The sequence below is a fragment of the Solwaraspora sp. WMMA2065 genome, assembly GCF_030345075.1.
GTDB lineage: Bacteria > Actinomycetota > Actinomycetes > Mycobacteriales > Micromonosporaceae > Micromonospora_E.
The window spans coordinates 6,539,763-6,558,510 of the sequence record NZ_CP128361.1 but is presented as its reverse complement, the minus strand read 5'-3'; the positions used below and the strand labels follow the sequence as shown (position 1 = coordinate 6,558,510).

Here is an 18,748-nt window from a genome sequence, read left to right as displayed (position 1 = left end):
TGGGGACCTTGGGGACCCTGGAGACCGGCCTCGCCCCGCTCGCCCTGAGGGCCTGCTAGGTCATCATCGCCGGGCGGACCCTGCGGACCCTGCGGACCCTGCGGACCCTGCGGACCCTGCACGCCCTGGAAGCCTTGCGGGCCGGTATCCCCCTGAGCGCCCTGTGCCCCGGTCTCACCCTGCGGGCCCTGGAAGCCCTGAACACCCTGGGCCCCCTGCGCGCCTTGAGCGCCGGTGTCGCCCTGGGCACCTTGCACACCAGGTCCGCCTTGGGCACCTTGGAAGCCCTGAGCACCGGTGTCGCCCTGGGCCCCCTGGGCCCCCTGGGCGCCATCAGCACCCTGCGCACCCTGGAAGCCCTGCGCGCCCTGCACGCCTTGAGCTCCCTGCGCACCCTGCGCGCCCTGAGCGCCCTGGAAGCCCTGCGCACCTTGAGCTCCCTGAGCTCCCTGAGCTCCCTGCACACCCTGCACACCCTGGAAACCCTGCGCACCCTGGAAGCCCTGCGCGCCCTGCACGCCTTGAGCTCCCTGCGCACCCTGCGCGCCCTGAGCGCCCTGGAAGCCCTGCGCACCTTGAGCTCCCTGAGCTCCCTGAGCTCCCTGCACACCCTGCACACCCTGGAAACCCTGCGCACCCTGGAAGCCCTGCGCACCCTGCACGCCCTGAGCGCCATCAGCACCCTGCGCACCCTGCGCACCCTGCACGCCTTGAGCTCCCTGCGCACCCTGCACGCCTTGAGCTCCCTGCGCACCCTGCGCGCCCTGAGCGCCCTGGAAGCCCTGCGCACCTTGAGCTCCCTGAGCTCCCTGAGCTCCCTGCACACCCTGCACACCCTGCGCACCCTGGAAGCCCTGCGCACCCTGAACACCCTGCGCACCCTGCGCACCTTGAGCGCCCTGCACGCCTTGCGCACCTTGCGCACCTTGAGCTCCCTGCGCACCTTGAGCTCCCTGCACGCCTTGCGCACCTTGCGCACCTTGAGCTCCCTGCGCACCCTGCACGCCTTGAGCTCCCTGCGCACCCTGCGCGCCCTGAGCGCCCTGGAAGCCCTGCGCACCCTGCACGCCTTGAGCACCCTGCGCCCCTTGAGCTCCCTGCGCACCTTGAGCTCCTTGAGCTCCTTGCACGCCCTGGAAGCCCTGCGCACCCTGCGCCCCTTGAGCTCCTTGAGCTCCTTGCACGCCCTGGAAGCCCTGCGCACCCTGCGCACCCTGGAAGCCCTGTGCCCCTTGAACGCCCTGCGCACCTTGCGCACCTTGAGCGCCCTGCACGCCTTGCGCACCTTGCGCACCTTGAGCTCCCTGCGCACCCTGCGCACCCTGCGCACCTTGAGCACCCTGCGCTCCTTGAGCTCCTTGAGCTCCTTGCACGCCCTGGAAGCCCTGCGCACCCTGCGCACCCTGGAAGCCCTGTGCCCCTTGAACGCCCTGCGCACCCTGCGCACCCTGCGCACCTTGAGCGCCCTGCACACCCTGCGCACCTTGAGCGCCCTGCACGCCTTGCGCACCTTGCGCACCCTGCGCACCCTGCACGCCTTGAGCGCCCTGCGCGCCCTGAGCGCCCTGGAAGCCCTGCGCACCTTGAGCTCCCTGAGCTCCCTGAGCTCCCTGCACACCCTGCGCACCCTGGAAGCCCTGCGCGCCCTGCACGCCTTGAGCTCCCTGCGCACCCTGCGCACCCTGCACGCCTTGAGCTCCCTGCGCACCCTGCGCGCCCTGAGCGCCCTGGAAGCCCTGCGCACCCTGCACGCCTTGAGCACCCTGCGCCCCTTGAGCTCCCTGCGCCCCTTGAGCTCCTTGAGCTCCTTGCACGCCCTGGAAGCCCTGCGCACCCTGCGCACCTTGAGCACCCTGCGCCCCTTGAGCTCCTTGAGCTCCTTGCACGCCCTGGAAGCCCTGCGCACCCTGCGCACCCTGGAAGCCCTGTGCCCCTTGAACGCCCTGCGCACCTTGCGCACCTTGAGCGCCCTGCACGCCTTGCGCACCTTGCGCACCTTGAGCTCCCTGCGCACCTTGAGCTCCCTGCGCACCCTGCGCACCCTGCGCACCCTGGAAACCCTGCACACCCTGAACACCCTGCGCACCCTGCGCACCTTGAGCACCCTGCGCCCCTTGAGCTCCTTGAGCTCCTTGCACGCCCTGGAAGCCCTGCGCACCCTGCGCACCCTGGAAGCCCTGTGCCCCTTGAACGCCCTGCGCACCCTGCGCACCCTGCGCACCTTGAGCGCCCTGCGCACCTTGCGCACCTTGCGCACCCTGCGCACCCTGCACGCCTTGAGCTCCCTGCGCACCCTGCGCACCCTGCGCACCTTGAGCGCCCTGCGCACCCTGCGCACCTTGAGCTCCCTGCGCACCCTGGAAGCCCTGCGCACCTTGAACGCCCTGAGCTCCCTGCGCACCTTGAACGCCCTGAACGCCCTGAGCTCCCTGCGCACCCTGCACGCCCTGCGCACCCTGGAAGCCCTGCGCACCCTGCGCTCCCTGAGCTCCCTGAGCGCCCTGCGGTCCTTGAGGGCCACGGCTCGGCTTGTGTCGACGCCATTCGTCTTCTGAGCGCTGCCAACCCTGCGGCCCAAGGCCCGGCTGCCAGCGTTCGCGATCGCCAATCGCCGGGTCGTCGCGCAGCGGCGCTGCGGGATACCAGACGGCACGGTGCCCATGCGGCCCAGGTGTGACGAGCGATGACTCCGCGCTGGGACGCACATCCCCCAACTGCCGGACCTCTGCCGCAGCGGCCGGCTGCACCACCGGCGTCAAGCTACCGGTCGTCGCGGCGAGCAGCAGGAGATAGCCCACCTTGGCCGGGGTTTGGGCTTGTTTCAGTCGTCGACGTAGGCGTCGCTCACTGGTCACAGCTACTCCCGCAGCGTCCCGAAAGGTCAGTAGAAGTTCCTCGACGGGCGTTGGGGGGGGTCCCGCACTAGCCAAGACCATAAGCGCGCAGAAGCCTATATGTACTCATTATTGAGAAATATCTGTTATGAGGCTTCCTCGCCTTGATGCATCGCTCGGGAACCGGTCAAGGGCTCCCAGAGCGATACACCGCGCCGAAGAAGTCAGCGGTCCACGGCGTGCCGGAGCACCCGTGCCTGCTGCTGGGCACGGATGCTGAGCTCCGCCGCTTTGAACGCGTGGGCCTGGGTCATGGCGTTCTCGGTCCGGTGCAGGCAGTCGAGGATCAGCTGGCCGAAGTACGGATAGCCGACCTGACCGGCGGCGACCAGGTGGTGCTCGCCCGTGCCGTCGACGAGGAAGACGTGCCCGGGGCCGGCGTCGGTCGCCACGTTGATGTACTTGCGCAGTTCGATGTAGCCGTCGGTGCCGAGGATGAAGGTGCGCCCGTCACCCCAGGTACGCAGCCCATCGGGCGTGAACCAGTCCACCCGGCAGTAGCCGGTCGCGGTGCTGTTCAGCACCAGGCTGAGCTCGCCGAAGTCGTCGAGCTCCGGGTACTGGGGGTGGTTGAAGTTGCCGACGGTGGAGTGGCTGATCTCGGCGTCGGTCGAGCCGGTGAAGTACAGCATCTGTTCGACGTTGTGGCTGCCGATGTCGCAGAGAATGCCGCCGTACTTCTCCTTGACGAAGAACCAGTCCGGGCGGCCGGCGGCGGACAGGCGGTGCGGCCCCAGGCCCATGACCTGCACCACCCGACCGATGGCACCCCGCTGGACGAGCTGACCCGCCAGCACCGCCGCCTCGACGTGGATCCGCTCCGAGTAGTAGACCGCGTACTTGCGTCCGGTGCGCGCGGTCGCTTCGCGCGCCTCGGCCAGCTGTTCCAGGGTGGTGAGCGGGGCCTTGTCGGTGAAGTAGTCCTTGCCGGCCGCGATGACCCGCAGGCCGAGAGCGCACCGTTGCGAGGTGACGGCGGCACCAGCCACCAGGTGGACCGCGTCGTCGTCAAGGATCTCCGCCTCGTCACGCGCCACCCGCGCCTGCGGGAACCGCTGACGGTACGCGTCGACCTTAACCGGGTCGGGGTCGTACACCCATTTGAGGGTGGCGCCGGCACCGAGCAGACCGGAACTCATGCCGTAGATGTGCCCGTGGTTGAGGCCGACCGCGGCGAAGACGAACTCCCCCGGTGCCACCACCGGGGCCGGTACGGGATCCGGAGCGTACGTCGCCCCACTGACCTTCGCCACGTGTTCGTCTCCTCAGTTGTCGTGGTCGGCCGTGCCGCCGACGGTGATGGCACCGGGCAGGTTCCGCACCGCAGCGGTCTTCTCGAAGAACCGCGGCGCGCGCCGTACCAGGGTGCCGCGCTGATAGTAGGGATCGTCCGGGGACAGCGGGAGGGCCACCGGCCGGCGTTCGATCCCCGATTCGTAGATCGCGGTGACCAGCTCGACCGCGTTGCGTCCGTCGGTGCCGCTCACCGCAGGTGCCACCCCGTCGCGGACCGCACGCAGGACGTCGCCGATCTGGCCGGTGTGCCCGACATGTGCCAACGGGCGGCGCGCCTGCGCAAGAGCATTGAGGTCGGCGAGCAGGTCCGGGTTGCCACCCGGGGTGGGGAACCCGTTCGGTGCACTGGTCTCGGCCGCTGCCCGCCATGGCTGGGAAACCCGAGCGTACGCGCCCTGAATGACGATCTCCTGTTCTTCGCCGTGGTGCACCACCGAGCTGGTGAGCTGGGCCAGCGCCCGGTCGTACTGCAGGATCGCGACGGACAGGTCCTCGACCTCGGCGTTGTCGTGCTGCGAGTTGACCAGCATCGCGGTGACCGCCGAGGGCCGACCGAGCATCCACATGGTCAGGTCGATGTGGTGGATGGCGTGGTTGAGGGTGCAGCCGCCGCCCTCGGACGCCCAGGTCCCCCGCCACCACAGGTCGTAGTACGGCCGCCCCCGCCACCACGACGAGTTGACCTGCACGTGTGACACAGGCCCGATGAAACCAGAGTCCAGCACCGCCTTCAAGGTGGCCATGTCGTCGCGGAACCGATTTTGCGCGACGACCGACAGAAGCTTGCCCGACTCCGTGGCGGCGGAGATCATCGCGTCGCACTCCTGCAACGACGGAGCCATCGGCTTCTCCACCAGGACGTTGACACCCGCGCGCAGGGCCGCGATGGTGATGTCGGCGTGCGTCGACGGCGGTGTCGCGATGCTGACCAGGTCCAACTCTTCGGCGGTGAGCAGGGCCCCGGCATCGTCGTAGACGCGGGCGTCGGTGAGATCGAAGGTCGTTCTGCGCTCCTGCGCCTTCGCCAGGGTCACGTCGCAGACGGCGGTGATCCGGCAGTCCTCCCCGAACTCCTGGTAACCGGCGATGTGCGTACCGGCTATGCCGCCCGCACCGATAATTCCCACCTTGAGCATGCTGTCCTCCATCGCGTACGGGTGGTGGGGCGTCCGTCCGGTCGGCCCCCCACCACCGTGGCGCACATCAGGCGACGGCGCAGGGGGGGGTGCCGTTCAGGGTGAACGAGCTGGGCCTACCACTGTTGCCGGAGTGGGTGGCCTGGAAGCCGATGCTCTGCGAGCCGTTCGGCGAGATGGTGGCGTTGTAGGACATGTTGCGGGCGGTGACCGCGCCGCTGCCGGTGTTGGCGATGGTCACCGAGGCGACCAGCCCGTTGTTCCACGCGTTCACCCCGTAGGTGACCCGGCAGGCCCCGGACGGCGGCGGCGTGGTAGGCGGAGCCGTCGTCGGTGGCGCGGTGGTGGGCGGAGTAGTGCCGTCGAGGCCGAAGAAGCGGATCACCTGGGCGGCGTCGACCGGCAGGTTGTGCCCGGTGCCCTGCATGCTGATCGCCTCGACCGGGGCCATCCCGCCTGAGCTGCCGTACCGGGTGCGGGTGTAGTTGCCCTGCGGGCTGTCGGTGTAGGTCGGGGTCTGGCTCAGCCCGTGCACGTTGGTCCACTGCTTGATGTGCTCGGCGAAGTTCGGGTAGCGCAGCGTGTCGTCGTTGGTGCCGTGCCAGATCTGCATCCGGGGCCACGGGCCCGAGTAGCCGGGCAGGCTGTTGCGGACCGCGTCGCCCCACTGCTGGGGGGGTACGGACGATCTGCCCGCCCGAGCACTGGCTGTTCCACTCGGAACCGCCGGTGGTGGCGAAGCAGGTGAACGGCACCCCGGCGAAGGACGCGCCGGCGGCGAAGACGTCCGGGTAGACGCCGAGCATCACGTTGGTAATCATCGCGCCGGACGAGACGCCGGTGGCGAAGATCCGGTTCGGATCGGTGTTGTAGCGCTGCTCCACGTAGCTGATCATCGACCGGATGCCGACCGGGTCGCTGCCGCCGCCCCGGTGACGGATGCTGCGGCGGCGGCCAGCATCTTGGCTATGAGTCTCATGTGGTTCCTGCGTAACGCACGCAGGATGGGATTCGACGCGGGGCTGCCCAGGCTCCCGCTTTACTCCGGCTCGAAACAGTTACTAGTATCGATAGATACGGTTCGAGATTCAAGGTCGGCGTCGGACCAACATCGAGACATGCGCATAGAAACGCTTCGACACTCCGTAGCATGAGCCGGGCGATACCCCAGATCAAGCGGAAGGTTGGCGAATCGGTCGTGGACCACGCCCCCACCCACCCGGACCACCCACCGGCGACCGGCAGGCCGCCGGAAGGTCAGCGACGCGGACGCCGCCGTGGCGACCTTTCCGTCGCGACGATCGCCGAGCTCGCCGGCGTCTCGAAACCCACCGTCTCGAAGGTGCTCAACGGACGGTCCGGAGTGGCGCTGGAGACCCGCCGTCGAATCGAGGCACTGGTTCGCGAGCACGGCTACCAGCGGCCCGGCTCGGCCTCCCCGACCGCCGGCATCGAGGTCGTCTTCTATCAACTCGAGAGCCACCTGGCGATCGAGATCCTGCGTGGGGTGGAGCTGGTCGCCCGGACCGCCGAGCTCGCCGTCGGATTCACCGAGGTGCAGGGCCGCACCGAACCGGGCCGGTCCTGGGCCGAGCAGTTGCTGGCCCGCCGACCGGTCGGGGTGATCGCCGTATACTCCGCGTTCACGCCGGAGCAGCACGCCCAACTGGCCGCCAGCGCCATCCCCCTGGTCGCCCTGGACCCGGTCGGCGAACCGGCCCACCCGACCCCGTCGGTCGGCGCCACCAACTGGAACGGCGGCATCACCGCGACCCGCCATCTGCTCGACCTCGGGCACCGCCGGATCGCCGTGATCAGCGGCCCGCTGGACATGCTCGGTTCCCGCGCCCGCCTGGAGGGCTGCCGGGCGGCGATGGACTCCGTCGGCGTACAGCTGAAAGACGACCTGGTCCGCAGTGGCCGGTTCTTCTTCGAGGACGGTGAGACACACGGGCGTGACCTGCTCGACCGACCCAACCGACCGACGGCGGTGCTCTGCGGCAACGACCTACAGGCCCTCGGCGTCTACAGCGCAGCTTGGCGGCTCGGCCTGCGCATCCCGGACGACCTGAGTGTGGTCGGCTTCGACGACATCGACAACGCCCGCTGGTGCTGCCCGCCGCTGACCACCGTGCGCCAGCCGCTGACCGAGATGGCGTCGACCGCCGCCGGGATGGTACTCGCGCTGGCCAACGGTGGCGTGTTGCCGCAACACCGGGTGGAGATCGGCACCACTCTCGTCGTCCGGGGCAGCACCGCACCCACGCCGGCGACCAGGTGATTCAGCCGACAGTCGAACATCTTCTTTACCAATAGAAGCAGATCAATTACGCTCGGTGTGGTACGCGACCCGATCGGGGTGGTTGTGAACACACCACACGTACCTGCCTTCGCTGCGCACCAGCCGACCAGGGCCGTCGAGTTGCACGACGACGGTGACCTTACCCAGGTCCTGACCTGGAACGTCGAGACAGACCGACGTCGAATTCGCACCGCCGCACCGAACGGGGTGTCCGCCTGTGACATCGAGCCCGACGGCCGGCACTTCTGGTGGTTCGACGCGGACCGGACCGACGTCGGTGTCTGGCGCCGCCAGCCGGTCGACCCCGGTCAGACGGAGACTGGTCGACTCGCAGCCGGTCGGGACACGGCCGGCCCGCCGCCGCTGGCATTGACCGGGTTACCGCCCGGCCGGCAGCACGGCATCGCCTTCGACGCCACCGGCCGCCGCGCTGCGGTCTGCGTCGGCACCGGCCGGCAGACCCGCTGCTATGTGGGAGAACCGGGCGGACCGGGTCACCTGGTGGCGGTCAGCGCCAGCTACACCGCCCTGGTCGACCTGGCCGGCGACGGAAACACCATCGCGCTCGCCGCCCGGGCCGACGCCACGACGGCGGTCAGCGTCGTGCGGCTCACCGACGGACGGACCGACACCGTCGCCGGCAGCGACCAGCAGCGGATCTGGGCCCTGGAGTTCCGCCCCGGCGACCGACCCGATCCGGAACTGCTGATCGTCGTCGAGACGCCGAACCGATACCAGGTCGGCACCTGGCGGCGCGACCGCGGCATCGAACTGTCCAGCGGCCTGTCATACGAGTCGGAGATCACCGCCCACTGGTACGGCGACGACGGACGGATCCTCGTCCAGCACGACCGGGCCGGGCGCAGCCGGCTGCTACTGGCCGACCCCGAAACCGGCGAGCAGATCACCGTCGCCACCCCATCCGGCACCATCCTCGACCTGGCCGTCGCCCCCGACGGCGCGATCCACTACATCGGGACCAGCGACTCGGTGCCACCCCGCCGGTTGGTCGCCAACCCCGGTACGGCCACCGCGCAGCCGGCCCGCCGGCCCCGACCCACCAACCACCCCGCCACCCCCGCCGGACGCACCGAACTGTGGACCGACCAGCCGTACGGGCGGATCCACAGTTTCCTGGCCACCCCAACCGGCACCGGACCATGGCCGACCCTGTTCCTGGTGCACGGCGGGCCGTACCTGCACGACCGGGACGCCTACGACCCGAGGGTGGAGCTGCTAGTACGCGCCGGCTACGCGGTGGCGCGTACCAACTACCGGGGATCAACCGGATACGGGCCACGGTGGCAGCGAAACTTCAACCACCGGGTCGGTCTGGCGCAGTTGGAGGACCTGGCCGCCGTACGCCGCAAGCTGCTCGACCTCGGCGTGGCCGAGCCGGGCCGGACCGGGCTGTGCGGCTACTCGTGGGGCGGCTACCTGGTGCTGCTCGCGATGGGCGTCGCGCCGGCCGACTGGGCGATCGGACTCGCTGTCTGCCCGATCGCCGACTACCCAGCGGCGCACCGGGGCGCCACCGCGGCGCTGCGCGACGTCGACGACGAACTGTTCGGCGGCGGGCCCGACGACGTACCGCAGCGATACCACGCCGCAGACCCGACGACCTACCTGGACCGGGTCCGCGGACCGCTGTTCATCGCCGCCGCCACCGACGACGAACGCTGCCCGCCGGACCAGATCCGCCGCTACGTCGCCGCGCTGCGGCACCGGCGGGTGCCGCACCGGCTGCATTGGATGCCCGGCGGCCACCACGGCGACGCCGCCGGGCAGACCCGGACCTTCGACGAACTGCTCCGGTACGCCGACACGGTGTTCACGCCGACACGGTGCCGCGACCGGGCCGAAGCCGGACGACCGAAGTGGACGGTTGTCCGTTCCTGACAGCCAGCCAGGGAGGGAGGTGAATGGCATGAAGCGACGCAGCGTACGTCACGACCCGATCACCACCAGCGAGCGGGAGCGCGGGGCGGTCATCGTCAAGATGCTCCTCGACATGGACCGGGCAGTCCCGGCCAGGCGGCACGACGTGACCGAGGCGGCGGCCGACAAGGCACCCGCCGGCGAGTGACAGGTCCGTGCTGACCGCACGATCGACGGCGTCGTTCCGGAGCGAGAGCGCCTGCCGCTCCGGAACGACGCCCACCACCGTCGGAGAGGGGCCGAAGTGAAAGTCGTCCTGCTGCACATGCCGTGGGGGTCGATCGACGTGCCGTCGCTCGCGTTGGGCATCCTGCGCGCGGCGGCCGGCCGGGCCGGTCACGACGTACAGGTCCGCTACGCCAACATCGACTTCGTCGACTGGGTGACCGGGGTCACCAACTTCACGCTCGCCGACTACCGCTACTTCTCTGAGTCTTCCTACTTCCTCGGCGCCGGGGACTGGGTCTTCTCCGGGCTGCTGGACGACGAGGATCGGCTGTTCGACCCGTATGCCCGGCTGCTCACCGAAGGTGGCTCGACCGACGCCGAGATCGCGCTGACCCGGGCGATGCACCGGCTGGTCCCCGGCTTCATCCGCGAACTCGCCGCCGAACTGGCTGACGCCGCGCCGGACGTCGTCGGATTCACCACCACGTTCCAGCAGAACGCCGCCAGCCTCGCCGTCGCCCGTCTGGTCAAGCAGGCACGGCCCGGCACCCGGATCGTGTTCGGCGGGGCCAACTGCGACGGTCCGCAGGGAGCGGCGCTGCACCGCAACTTCCGCTACGTCGACTACGTGGTACGCGGCGAAGGCGAAGTCGCCTTCCCGCAGCTGCTCGCTGCCCTCAACTCGGCCGACGGGTCCGGCCGGATCGGCTCATCGGGGCTCGCCGACATTTCCGGGTTGTGCTGGCGCGACACCGACGGCGTCGCCCGGGCCAACCCGATGTCGTCACGGCCGCTGCCGCCCGCCGACATCGTCGCCCCCGACTACACCGGCTACCTGGACCGGCTGGACGCATCGACGGCAGCCGACTGGGTGGCGCCCAGGCTGGTCGTCGAAGGCTCCCGCGGCTGCTGGTGGGGCGAGAAGCACCACTGCACGTTCTGCGGACTCAACGGATCGTTCATGCAGTTCCGCAGCAAGAGCCCGGCCCGCTTCCTCGACGAGGTCCTCGACCTCGCCCGACGCCATCAGCTGCTCGACTTCATCGTGGTCGACAACATCCTCGACATGGCCTACTTCGACTCGGTGCTGCAGCGCCTGGCCGAATCGGAGTACGACGTCCGCCTGCACTTCGAGGTCAAGGCCAACCTGCGCCGCCGACACTTCCAGCAGCTCAACGACTCCGGCGCGGTGCAGGTCCAGCCGGGCGTGGAGAACCTCAGCAGCCACGTGCTGCGGCTGATGGACAAAGGGGTGACCGGCTGCCAGAACGTGCGGGCGCTGCGCGACGCGCAGAGCGCCGGGGTGACAGCCAGCTGGAACTACCTGTACGGGTTCCCCGGCGAGACGGCGCAGGACTACACCGGCATCATCGACCAGTTGCCGGCGCTGCATCACCTCGAGCCGCCGATGGGGGCCGCCCGGATCGCCATCGAACGGTTCAGCCCCTACTTCGACCGCCCGGAGCTGGGATTCGCCGACCTTCGGCCGGCACCGCAGTACGCCGAGATCTACCGGCTGCCCGAGGCGGAGCTCGCCGACCTGGCGTACATCTTCACGTCGGTGCCGCAGGGCATCGACCGGACCGGGGCCGCCGACCTCGACGCGGCCCTCGCCACCTGGCAGGCGCGGTACCCGGTCAGCCGACTCACCTGTCAGGAACTGCCGGACCGCATCGTGCTGGTCAGCCAACGCGAGGCCTACGACTGGACAGTGCTGCAGCTGACCACGGAACCGGAGATCGCCCTGTTCCGGCTGCTCGATCAGCCGCGTACCGCCGCCACCCTCGCCGCGAAGGTGCCCGGCGGGGCGGCGGTCGTCGGACCGCTGCTGGACCGCTGGTCGAAGCTGGGCATCCTGTTCCACGACGACGGCTACCAGGTGCATCTCGCGGTCGAGTCCGACAACCAGGTGCTGGCCCGGACGGACCACCGCCGGACCACCGCCGCTCGGCACAGCGAGGAGGAACCGCATGCCGTCGTCGTCGGCTGACGTCACCACGCAGCTCAGCCCGAGCAGCCCACCCAGGTCCACCGGCCCGACCGACTGGACCAGGTGTGCGATCGAGATCGAGCTGTCCCGCGACTACCTGCCCGACGCCGCCCAGGTCAGCGGGATGTCGTTCGGCACCCGGCGGATCACCGGCGCGTGGCGGCCGCTGGTGGCGGAGCTGCACCGGGCCGGCGTGCGGCATGCCCGACTGCCCGACCCGGTCGACCTGTGCCCGGACACCGGGGCCGCGGCCGGCCGCGCCCTGGTGCTGATCCGGGAACTCACCGCCCGTGCCGTCGCGGTCGACTGGGTGGCCCGCTGCCATGACGGCTGCGCCGGACAGGGCCTGTTCGACCATCTGTACCCGCCGGACCGGGTCGACGGCGCCGCCGGTGCCGGCGACCCGGCGATACGCGGTTGGCGGGACTCGTTCTTCCTCGGCAAGTGCGTGTTCCGGCGCGGGCCCGGGTTCGTCGAGGTCCGGGACCGGCGAGCCGGTGCGCTGGAGCTGATCACCATCGACGAGCCGGAACATCTGGCTGCCATCGGACAGCTGCTCGAAGGGGTACCGGCCAGGCAGGTGCCCGCGCCGGTGCGCCGTGACCTGGCCGACGCCCGGCTGATCGCCGCCCAGGCCGGGCAGCTGTGGTGGCTGCCGACCCCGGCGTACCGCTGGCCGTTCCCGGCGCTGGCCGTATGAGCACCACCGAGGTTTCCCTTCACCAACCATCTCCGCGAGGAGGGCCATGGACACCGTGACCGGTACGGCGACGCAGCCCGAGGTGCCGTACATCGCCGACCCGTACCCGACGTTGGCCCGGATCCGGTCCAACGGCCCGGTGTCGATCCTGCACAGCGACGAAGGGCTGCCGATGTGGGTGATCGCCCGGTACCGGGACGTGCGGGCGGCGCTCGCCGATCCGCGGTTCGGGCAGGACGCCCGCCGCGCCCAGGCGCTCGCCGACAACCGGGTCGCCGGGGTCACCCTCGGCGGTGACGTCGTCCACATGCTCAACAGCGACCCGCCTGACCACACCCGGCTGCGGCGGCTCATCCACGCGGCGTTCACCGCCCGGCGGGTGGCCGCCATGCGGCCGATGGTGGACCGGATCACCACGTCGCTGCTCGACGACATCGCCGGACGCCGGACGGTGGACCTGGTGAAGGACTTCGCCTTCCCGCTGCCGATGCTGATCATCTGTGAGCTGCTCGGCTTTCCCGCCGAGGACCGGGCCGCCTACCGCGCCTGGTCGACGGCGATCCTCACGCACAGCGACGACCCGGCGGACTTCGCCACCGCGCTCAGTGAGATGACCGACTACATCAGCGGGCAGCTGCGACACCGGCGGTCCCATCCCGGTGACGACATCCTGACCGGCCTGCTGGCCGCCCGGGACGCCGGCGAACTGACCGACGACGAGATCGTCGGGATGGTCTTCCTGCTGCTCATCGGCGGCCACGAGACCACCGTCAACCTGCTCGGCACCGCCACCCTCGCCCTGCTGCGCCACCCCGACCAGCTCCGATGGCTGCTGGCGAACCGGCCGGCGCTGCCGGCCGCGATCGACGAGTTTCTGCGTTACGAGTCGCCGGTCAGTATGGCGACGCTGCGGTTCACCACCGAGCAGGTCGACATCGACGGTGTACGGATTCCCGCTGGTGAGCTCGTGCTCGTCTCGCTCGGCGGCGCCAACCGGGATCCGGACCGGTTCCCCGACCCCGACCGGTTGATCCTGGACCGGGGCGACACCGGGCACCTGGCGTTCGGCCACGGTCTGCACCGCTGCCTCGGCGCGTTCCTCGGCAAACTCGAAGGCGAGCTGGCGCTCGGCGCCCTGCTGGACCGACACCCCGGCCTGAGCCTCGCTGCCGACGAGCACGTACTACCGTGGCGGAACACGATCATGCTCCGCGGGCTGGAGTCGCTGCCGGTGGCCCTCGATGGCTGACTCCTTGACCGACTCGGCGACTGATTTGACGTCGGAGACCGCGGCGGGCGGGACGGCGGCCACGACGGCGGCCCGGCGGTTCCGGCCGAAGCTCAGTTTCGCGCCGCTGCGCTCGCGCGGCTACCGTCTGCTGTTCGCCGCCGAACTGGTGTCCGTGTTCGGCGACGCGTTCCACGCCGTCGCCCTGCCGTTCCTGGTCTACCAGCTCGGCGGCGGTGGGCGTGAGCTGGGCATGCTGGTCGCCGGGTACGGAGTGTGCCGCCTGGCGACGACACCACTGGGCGGGATCCTGTCCGACCGGATCGGCCCGTGGCGGGTGATGCTGATCTCCGATCTGAGCCGGGTCGTCTTCACCGCCGGCATCGTCGCGGCCGCCGTGGCCGGCGACCCGTCCGTACCGGTGATCGCGGTCCTGGTCGCCGGCACCGGCCTGGGTGCCGGCCTGTTCCAGCCGGCCGCCTACGCGATCACCCCGCGGCTGCTGCCCGCCGACCAGTTGCAGGCCGGCAACGGGCTGCACAGCACCGCGAGTTTCACCGCCGGGATGATCGGCCCGGGGGTCGCCGGGCTCGTCGTGGCCGTGCTCTCCCCGGCGGTGGCGTTCGGGGTGGACGCGGCGACGTTCGCCGTCTCGGCGGTCTGCCTGGCGATGATCGGCGGCGTCGGACGGGGCACCGTGCCACCGCCACCGCCACCAGCGGCGGACGCGCCACCGGTCGGTTTCTGGCGGCTGCTACGCGAGTCTGCACTGCTGCGTACCGTGCTGCTGGTGACCGCCGCCGCCAACCTGACCGTCGGCGGCATGGTCCGGATCGGGCTACCGTCGCTCAGCAACGGCGAGCTGGCCGCCGGCGCGGGTGGGTTGGGCGGGCTGCTGGCCGCGTTCACCGCCGGCTCCCTGGTCGGCGGACTGTTCTCCGCCGGCCTGGCCGGGCTGCCCCGGCGAGGCGCGACGGCCATGCTCGCCGGCATGGTGCTCGGCCTGGCGATCGCGGCCGTGCCGTTCGCCGGTTACCTCGGCGCCGTGCTCGCCCTGGTGGTGGCCGGTCTGGCCAGCACCGTCACGAACGTACTGGTGATCACCACCATGCAGCAGAGCACCGCGCCGCACCTGCTGGGCCGGGTGATGAGCGCGATCGTCTTCGCGGCACTGAGCCTGTTCCCGCTGTCCACGGTGACCGCCGGCCTGGTGGTCGACCGGTACGGCAGCACAGCGGTCTTCCTGGCCTGCGGGGCGACTCTGCTGGCCGCGTTCGCCTTCGGTCTGTCCCGCCGCGAGCTGCGGCAACGGTGACAGCGAACGCGTTCGCCGCCCGGGCCGGTGACCCGGTCACCAGTTCACCCGTCGGATCAGTGCCCAGTCGTGGTCGTCGTTACCTTTACAGACAGTCACTTCGATACGCTCGTCCAGTCCACCTGTCGCGGTGCCGAGCACGTCGAGGCAGAGGTTCGAGGCGGTGTTGATCAGCCGGTAGAACTGGGTGTCACCGGACTTCACCGTCGGCTGCAGCCGCCAGTACTGGTTCTCGTCGTCGAAGCAGCCGGTCTCGTACACCCTGGTTCCCGCCGGAACCGAGCCGAGGCCGGGCAGGTCCAGGCAGTACTGGGAGGTGACGCTACGGACCCAGTACAGCTGGTTGCCGGCGGAATCGACCCGGCGCGGGACGAAGGCGTACTCCTGGTTGTCCTGGCTGTGCACGTAGCAGAGGTTCTGCTGAACCGCTCCGTCGCGTGGCCCGGGGCCGGTCCCCGGGATGTCCAGGCACATCTCGGTGCCCAGGTTGTAGACGAAGAACGGGCCGTACGGACGGTTGGTCCCGTCGGCGTCCTTGGCCTTGACCGGTGGCTGGTCGGAGGCGCTCGGCGCCGGGCTGCTCGGCTTCGTCGGCTGCTTCGTCGGCGCCGGCTGCTCAGGTGGTGCGGTCGTGGCACCGGTGGTCGGCTCGGTCTTGGGCTCGGCCTTGGGCTCGGTGGTCGGGCTCGCCGATGGGGAGGCACCGGCAGGCGGGGTCAGCCGCGAGTCCTTGGCGTACTCGGTCTCGAATCGGCTCACCTGCTCGGCGAGGGCTGAAATCCCGTCGCCGCCCGGCACGTCGGCCAGGTTGCGTACCGTCGGGTCGCCGCGGAGAAACGCCGCCAGTGCCAGCGGGTAGTCGTCTGACCCGGTTCCGGGTATGGCCTCCAGGAGCGCGCACATGGCCTCGCCGAGAGCAGGAACGGCCGAGGCCGGGACCCACGGCGACGCCGTCGCCGACGGCCGCACGTAGGTCACCCACACCTGGGGGAGGAACTGCGCGATGCCCTGCTCGCCCAACGGGCCGAGCCGCTGCGGATCGAACGCCGAGGTCGCCATCAGCTGCGCGGCGACCCGAGCCGGAGGCAGCTGCGGGCAGACGGCACCAGCAGTCTGGATCAGTTCGAGGTACGCATCGGGCACCGGCAACGGCGCGGTATCGGTGGAGAGTCGCACGACGGCCGGCATGAACGTCTCGGGTGCCGCGTCACCACTGCCGCCGAAGTCCGGCTGCAACGCGTACCAGGTGGCGTACCGCTCCACGGTATCGATGTACTCCTGGGCACCGGCCGGGACGTCCCCGGCGTCGACGACCGGCTCGATACCGACCCAGTGTGCCGCCAACGCCAACTGCCACCGGTCGCCGTCGATCTGCAGCACCCGAAGCTGGCCGACCAGCTGGCACATGTGGTGGGCGAGGGCGGCGACGCTGGCTTCCCGGTCAGCCGGCAGCGCTTCCTCCCACGGCGCCCATTTCTGCCACACGGTCGGCACCAACCCGGCGACGCCCTGCCCGCCGACCGAGCGCACCGCCTCGACCGGCAACCCCGAGAACCGGGACGCGACCATCACCTGACCGGCCAGTCGCGCCGGGGTCAAGGTCGGACACGACTTGGCGGCCTCGGTCAGCAGCCGGAGATCCGCGTCGGACACCCTGGTGCCGGGCAGCGGCTCACCGGCGTCGGCCGGGCTGGGTGCCACCGAGGCGGTCAGGGCAACCATCGTGACCAGGCCCATGACTGCCCCCGCGAGGACCCGGACCTGACTCCTCATCGAGATACTCATTGGCACGCCTTGTTCGACACCGGTCCCACACCTTTCAGCCAGCACCAGGTAGAGGCACCGTCCGAGCCCGACGCAAGGGCACGGAGTGCTCATGGTGGATCGCTCGCATGATACGTGTGGACGAATGGAGGCAGCGATAATCGAGGTAGATTCCTAGTGAACAGCTGGCCGGCACCGGCAGGAACCTACCGGTGATCACCATCCGCGCCGGACCGGCTGGCCAATGGTGTTATCGATCACAGCACCGCTCGCCGGGTGGGACGGGCGGGCACCCCGGCACGGCGTCACCGCGCTCCCGCTCAGCCGAGGGTCATCGGCACCCGGCTGGTTTCGTCCGCCACCACCGCCACCCGCTGGGCTGCGGCGACGTCCTCGCCCGGAACCCGTACGGTGAACTCGTACTCCCCCGGTGGCAGGTCGGTCCAGGCGTACTCGCCACGCGCGTCGGTCATCCGGGCGATGTCCTCGGACAGTTCTGCGGGCATCGGCCAGCCGACCGTACGGACCTCCACCGGGATCACCGGTAACGGTTCCCCCGCCGGGTTCCGTACCTCGATGATCGCCGTACCGCGACCAGCTACCGTACCCGGCGATGCCGAGGGCCCCTCAGGCGATCGCTGGTCGGAGACGGGGGTGTCCGGGCCGGTCGGCACCGACGGTCCGGGCGAATTCGATGATTCAGTCGCGCAGCCCGCCACCAGCAAGCTGACGATCAGCACCGGCAGAAGCGCACGTCGTACTGACTTCATGGCCAGTCCTCGTTTCATGGCCAGTCCTCGAATCACGTCATTGTTTGATCACATAGAGTATCAGAACTCTGGGTGAGGTGCGGCTCGTCGCGCCGCGCCGACCCCCGCCCGGCGACCGGGTTGTGCGGTCACCGGACGGCTGTCGACTTCGTACTACAGGTCCCGCCAGTAGATGAAGTTGTTGAACGCGGACTCGGTGATCCGCGGTCCGCTGTTGTGGTTGTTGTTCGGCGCACCGCTGCCGTGTAGGCCGTGCGCGTGCACCGCCACGGCACAGGGGCCGCAGTCGGTCACGGAGTACGTGTAGACGGGTCCGCCACTGTTACCGCCGACCGTGTCGTGGTGGTAGAACAGCTCGGTGGACTGGGTCACCCGGATCTGGTCGGAGCTGGCCCACTGGGTGCCGAAGGACTTGTCCCCGCTGTAGCCCCGGTTGTAGGTCGACGTGCCATTCTGACTGGCGGAGGTCCACATGAACCCGAAGGTTCCGGTGCTGTTGCCGACCGTACAGTTGAGCTTCATCGCACCGTAGTCGTAGCCGTTGATGAAGCTGTTCACCCATCCCGCAACCGAGTGCAGGCTGGCTACGCTGCACGAGCCGTACGGCGTGGAACCGCCGTCGCGTCCCGGCCAGACGGTGAACTCGTTGCGCGGGTACCACGCGGTGCCGTTACGGGGATAGACGCAGTGCCCGGCGGTGATCAGCGTGTCGGCACCGATCATCCAACCGGTGCAGTGTCCCCGGGTGACCCCACCGGAGGTACGGGTGATCTGGACCGTGGAGCTCGCCGGCCACCAGTCCGCCGGGGTCGTCTGGTAACGGTTGTCCGTACCGATGATGCTGCTGATGCCGATCTCGCCCGGCTCGGTCTTGCCTTCGACCTCAGCGGCGGGCCCTCGGTCCGTCCCGTCAGCGCCGCGCCGCGCCGCAGGACGGGTGGCCCGTACCATCGTCTCGTCGATCCGCTCGGCGAGGACCGCCGGGTTGATCGTTCCGCCCGTGTCGGAGACCGGGGTGACCATGTCGACGGTGCTGGTGGGTGTGGCCGCGGCGGGTGTCGCCGCGGCAGCCAGCGCCAACGCCGCCGTCGCGACGAGGACACCGAGCGTCCGGCGCGCCCTGTTTTCCATGGAACCTCCCGATGATGAGGTGGGTGTCCGATGGCCTCTACTCGGACGTACTCCCATAGGTGAATCTTCATCGTCTCCTCCTCGCTGGCGAGACTTCTGTCCTTGAACCAACAGTT

Annotated in this window: 13 protein-coding genes and 1 pseudogene; 8 read left to right on the top strand and 6 right to left on the bottom strand. The window is 70.0% G+C overall.

The features are described 5' to 3' along the window. The first annotated feature begins 224 nt into the window (after nucleotides 1–224). Complete coding sequence (locus tag O7610_RS29875) at nucleotides 225–2,555, top strand: DUF4573 domain-containing protein (protein ID WP_289212358.1); 2,331 nt, start codon at nucleotides 225–227, stop codon at nucleotides 2,553–2,555. A 503-nt stretch (nucleotides 2,556–3,058) separates the two neighbouring features. Here the strand turns inward: O7610_RS29875 and O7610_RS29870 are convergent. The 3 genes and pseudogenes from O7610_RS29870 to O7610_RS29860 all read right to left on the bottom strand — a co-directional run. After that, complete coding sequence (locus O7610_RS29870) at nucleotides 3,059–4,147, bottom strand: Gfo/Idh/MocA family protein (protein ID WP_289212357.1); 1,089 nt, start codon at nucleotides 4,145–4,147, stop codon at nucleotides 3,059–3,061. A 12-nt stretch (nucleotides 4,148–4,159) separates the two neighbouring features. Continuing rightward, nucleotides 4,160–5,338: a Gfo/Idh/MocA family protein gene (locus O7610_RS29865; RefSeq protein ID WP_289212356.1), complete on the bottom strand. Its 1,179-nt coding sequence runs from the start codon at nucleotides 5,336–5,338 to the stop codon at nucleotides 4,160–4,162. A gap of 55 nt (nucleotides 5,339–5,393) precedes the next feature. Next, nucleotides 5,394–6,258 (bottom strand): annotated as a pseudogene (locus O7610_RS29860) (extracellular catalytic domain type 1 short-chain-length polyhydroxyalkanoate depolymerase); the annotation flags it as partial. 218 nt (nucleotides 6,259–6,476) lie between these two features. Between O7610_RS29860 and O7610_RS29855 the strand changes: the two are divergent. From O7610_RS29855 to O7610_RS29825, 7 genes are all read left to right on the top strand, one after another. Beyond that, nucleotides 6,477–7,607, top strand: coding sequence for a LacI family DNA-binding transcriptional regulator (locus tag O7610_RS29855; RefSeq protein WP_289212355.1), 1,131 nt, complete (start codon nucleotides 6,477–6,479; stop codon nucleotides 7,605–7,607). A 78-nt stretch (nucleotides 7,608–7,685) separates the two neighbouring features. After that, a complete protein-coding gene (locus tag O7610_RS29850) occupies nucleotides 7,686–9,527 on the top strand; it encodes a prolyl oligopeptidase family serine peptidase (protein WP_353850405.1) in 1,842 nt (613 codons plus the stop codon). Between the two features lie 28 nt (nucleotides 9,528–9,555). After that, entirely contained in the window at nucleotides 9,556–9,714 is a 159-nt protein-coding gene (locus O7610_RS29845; protein ID WP_281553645.1) for a hypothetical protein, read from the top strand. A 96-nt stretch (nucleotides 9,715–9,810) separates the two neighbouring features. Next, the gene (locus O7610_RS29840; RefSeq protein WP_289212353.1) at nucleotides 9,811–11,724 is read left to right on the top strand and encodes a RiPP maturation radical SAM C-methyltransferase; all 1,914 of its coding nucleotides are present in this window, start codon (nucleotides 9,811–9,813) and stop codon (nucleotides 11,722–11,724) included. Beyond that, nucleotides 11,705–12,424, top strand: a complete 720-nt coding sequence (locus O7610_RS29835; protein WP_289212352.1) for a DUF5825 family protein — start codon at nucleotides 11,705–11,707, stop codon at nucleotides 12,422–12,424. Before O7610_RS29840 ends, O7610_RS29835 begins: the two co-directional genes overlap by 20 nt. Before the next feature lie 46 nt (nucleotides 12,425–12,470). After that, a complete protein-coding gene (locus O7610_RS29830; RefSeq protein ID WP_281553642.1) occupies nucleotides 12,471–13,673 on the top strand; it encodes a cytochrome P450 family protein in 1,203 nt (400 codons plus the stop codon). Further along, nucleotides 13,666–14,967 (top strand): MFS transporter, encoded by a 1,302-nt coding sequence (locus tag O7610_RS29825; protein ID WP_289212351.1) that lies wholly within the window; start codon nucleotides 13,666–13,668, stop codon nucleotides 14,965–14,967. Before O7610_RS29830 ends, O7610_RS29825 begins: the two co-directional genes overlap by 8 nt. A gap of 36 nt (nucleotides 14,968–15,003) precedes the next feature. Here the strand turns inward: O7610_RS29825 and O7610_RS29820 are convergent, their stop codons facing one another. The 3 genes from O7610_RS29820 to O7610_RS29810 all read right to left on the bottom strand — a co-directional run bounded on the left by O7610_RS29820 (nucleotide 15,004) and on the right by O7610_RS29810 (nucleotide 18,632). Continuing rightward, on the bottom strand, nucleotides 15,004–16,740 hold the full coding sequence (locus O7610_RS29820; protein ID WP_289212350.1) for an RICIN domain-containing protein: 1,737 nt from the start codon (nucleotides 16,738–16,740) through the stop codon (nucleotides 15,004–15,006). Between the two features lie 311 nt (nucleotides 16,741–17,051). After that, nucleotides 17,052–17,501, bottom strand: coding sequence for a carboxypeptidase-like regulatory domain-containing protein (locus O7610_RS29815; RefSeq protein ID WP_281553639.1), 450 nt, complete (start codon nucleotides 17,499–17,501; stop codon nucleotides 17,052–17,054). A 153-nt stretch (nucleotides 17,502–17,654) separates the two neighbouring features. Next, nucleotides 17,655–18,632: a trypsin-like serine peptidase gene (locus O7610_RS29810; protein ID WP_281553638.1), complete on the bottom strand. Its 978-nt coding sequence runs from the start codon at nucleotides 18,630–18,632 to the stop codon at nucleotides 17,655–17,657. Between the last annotated feature and the right edge of the window lie 116 nt (nucleotides 18,633–18,748).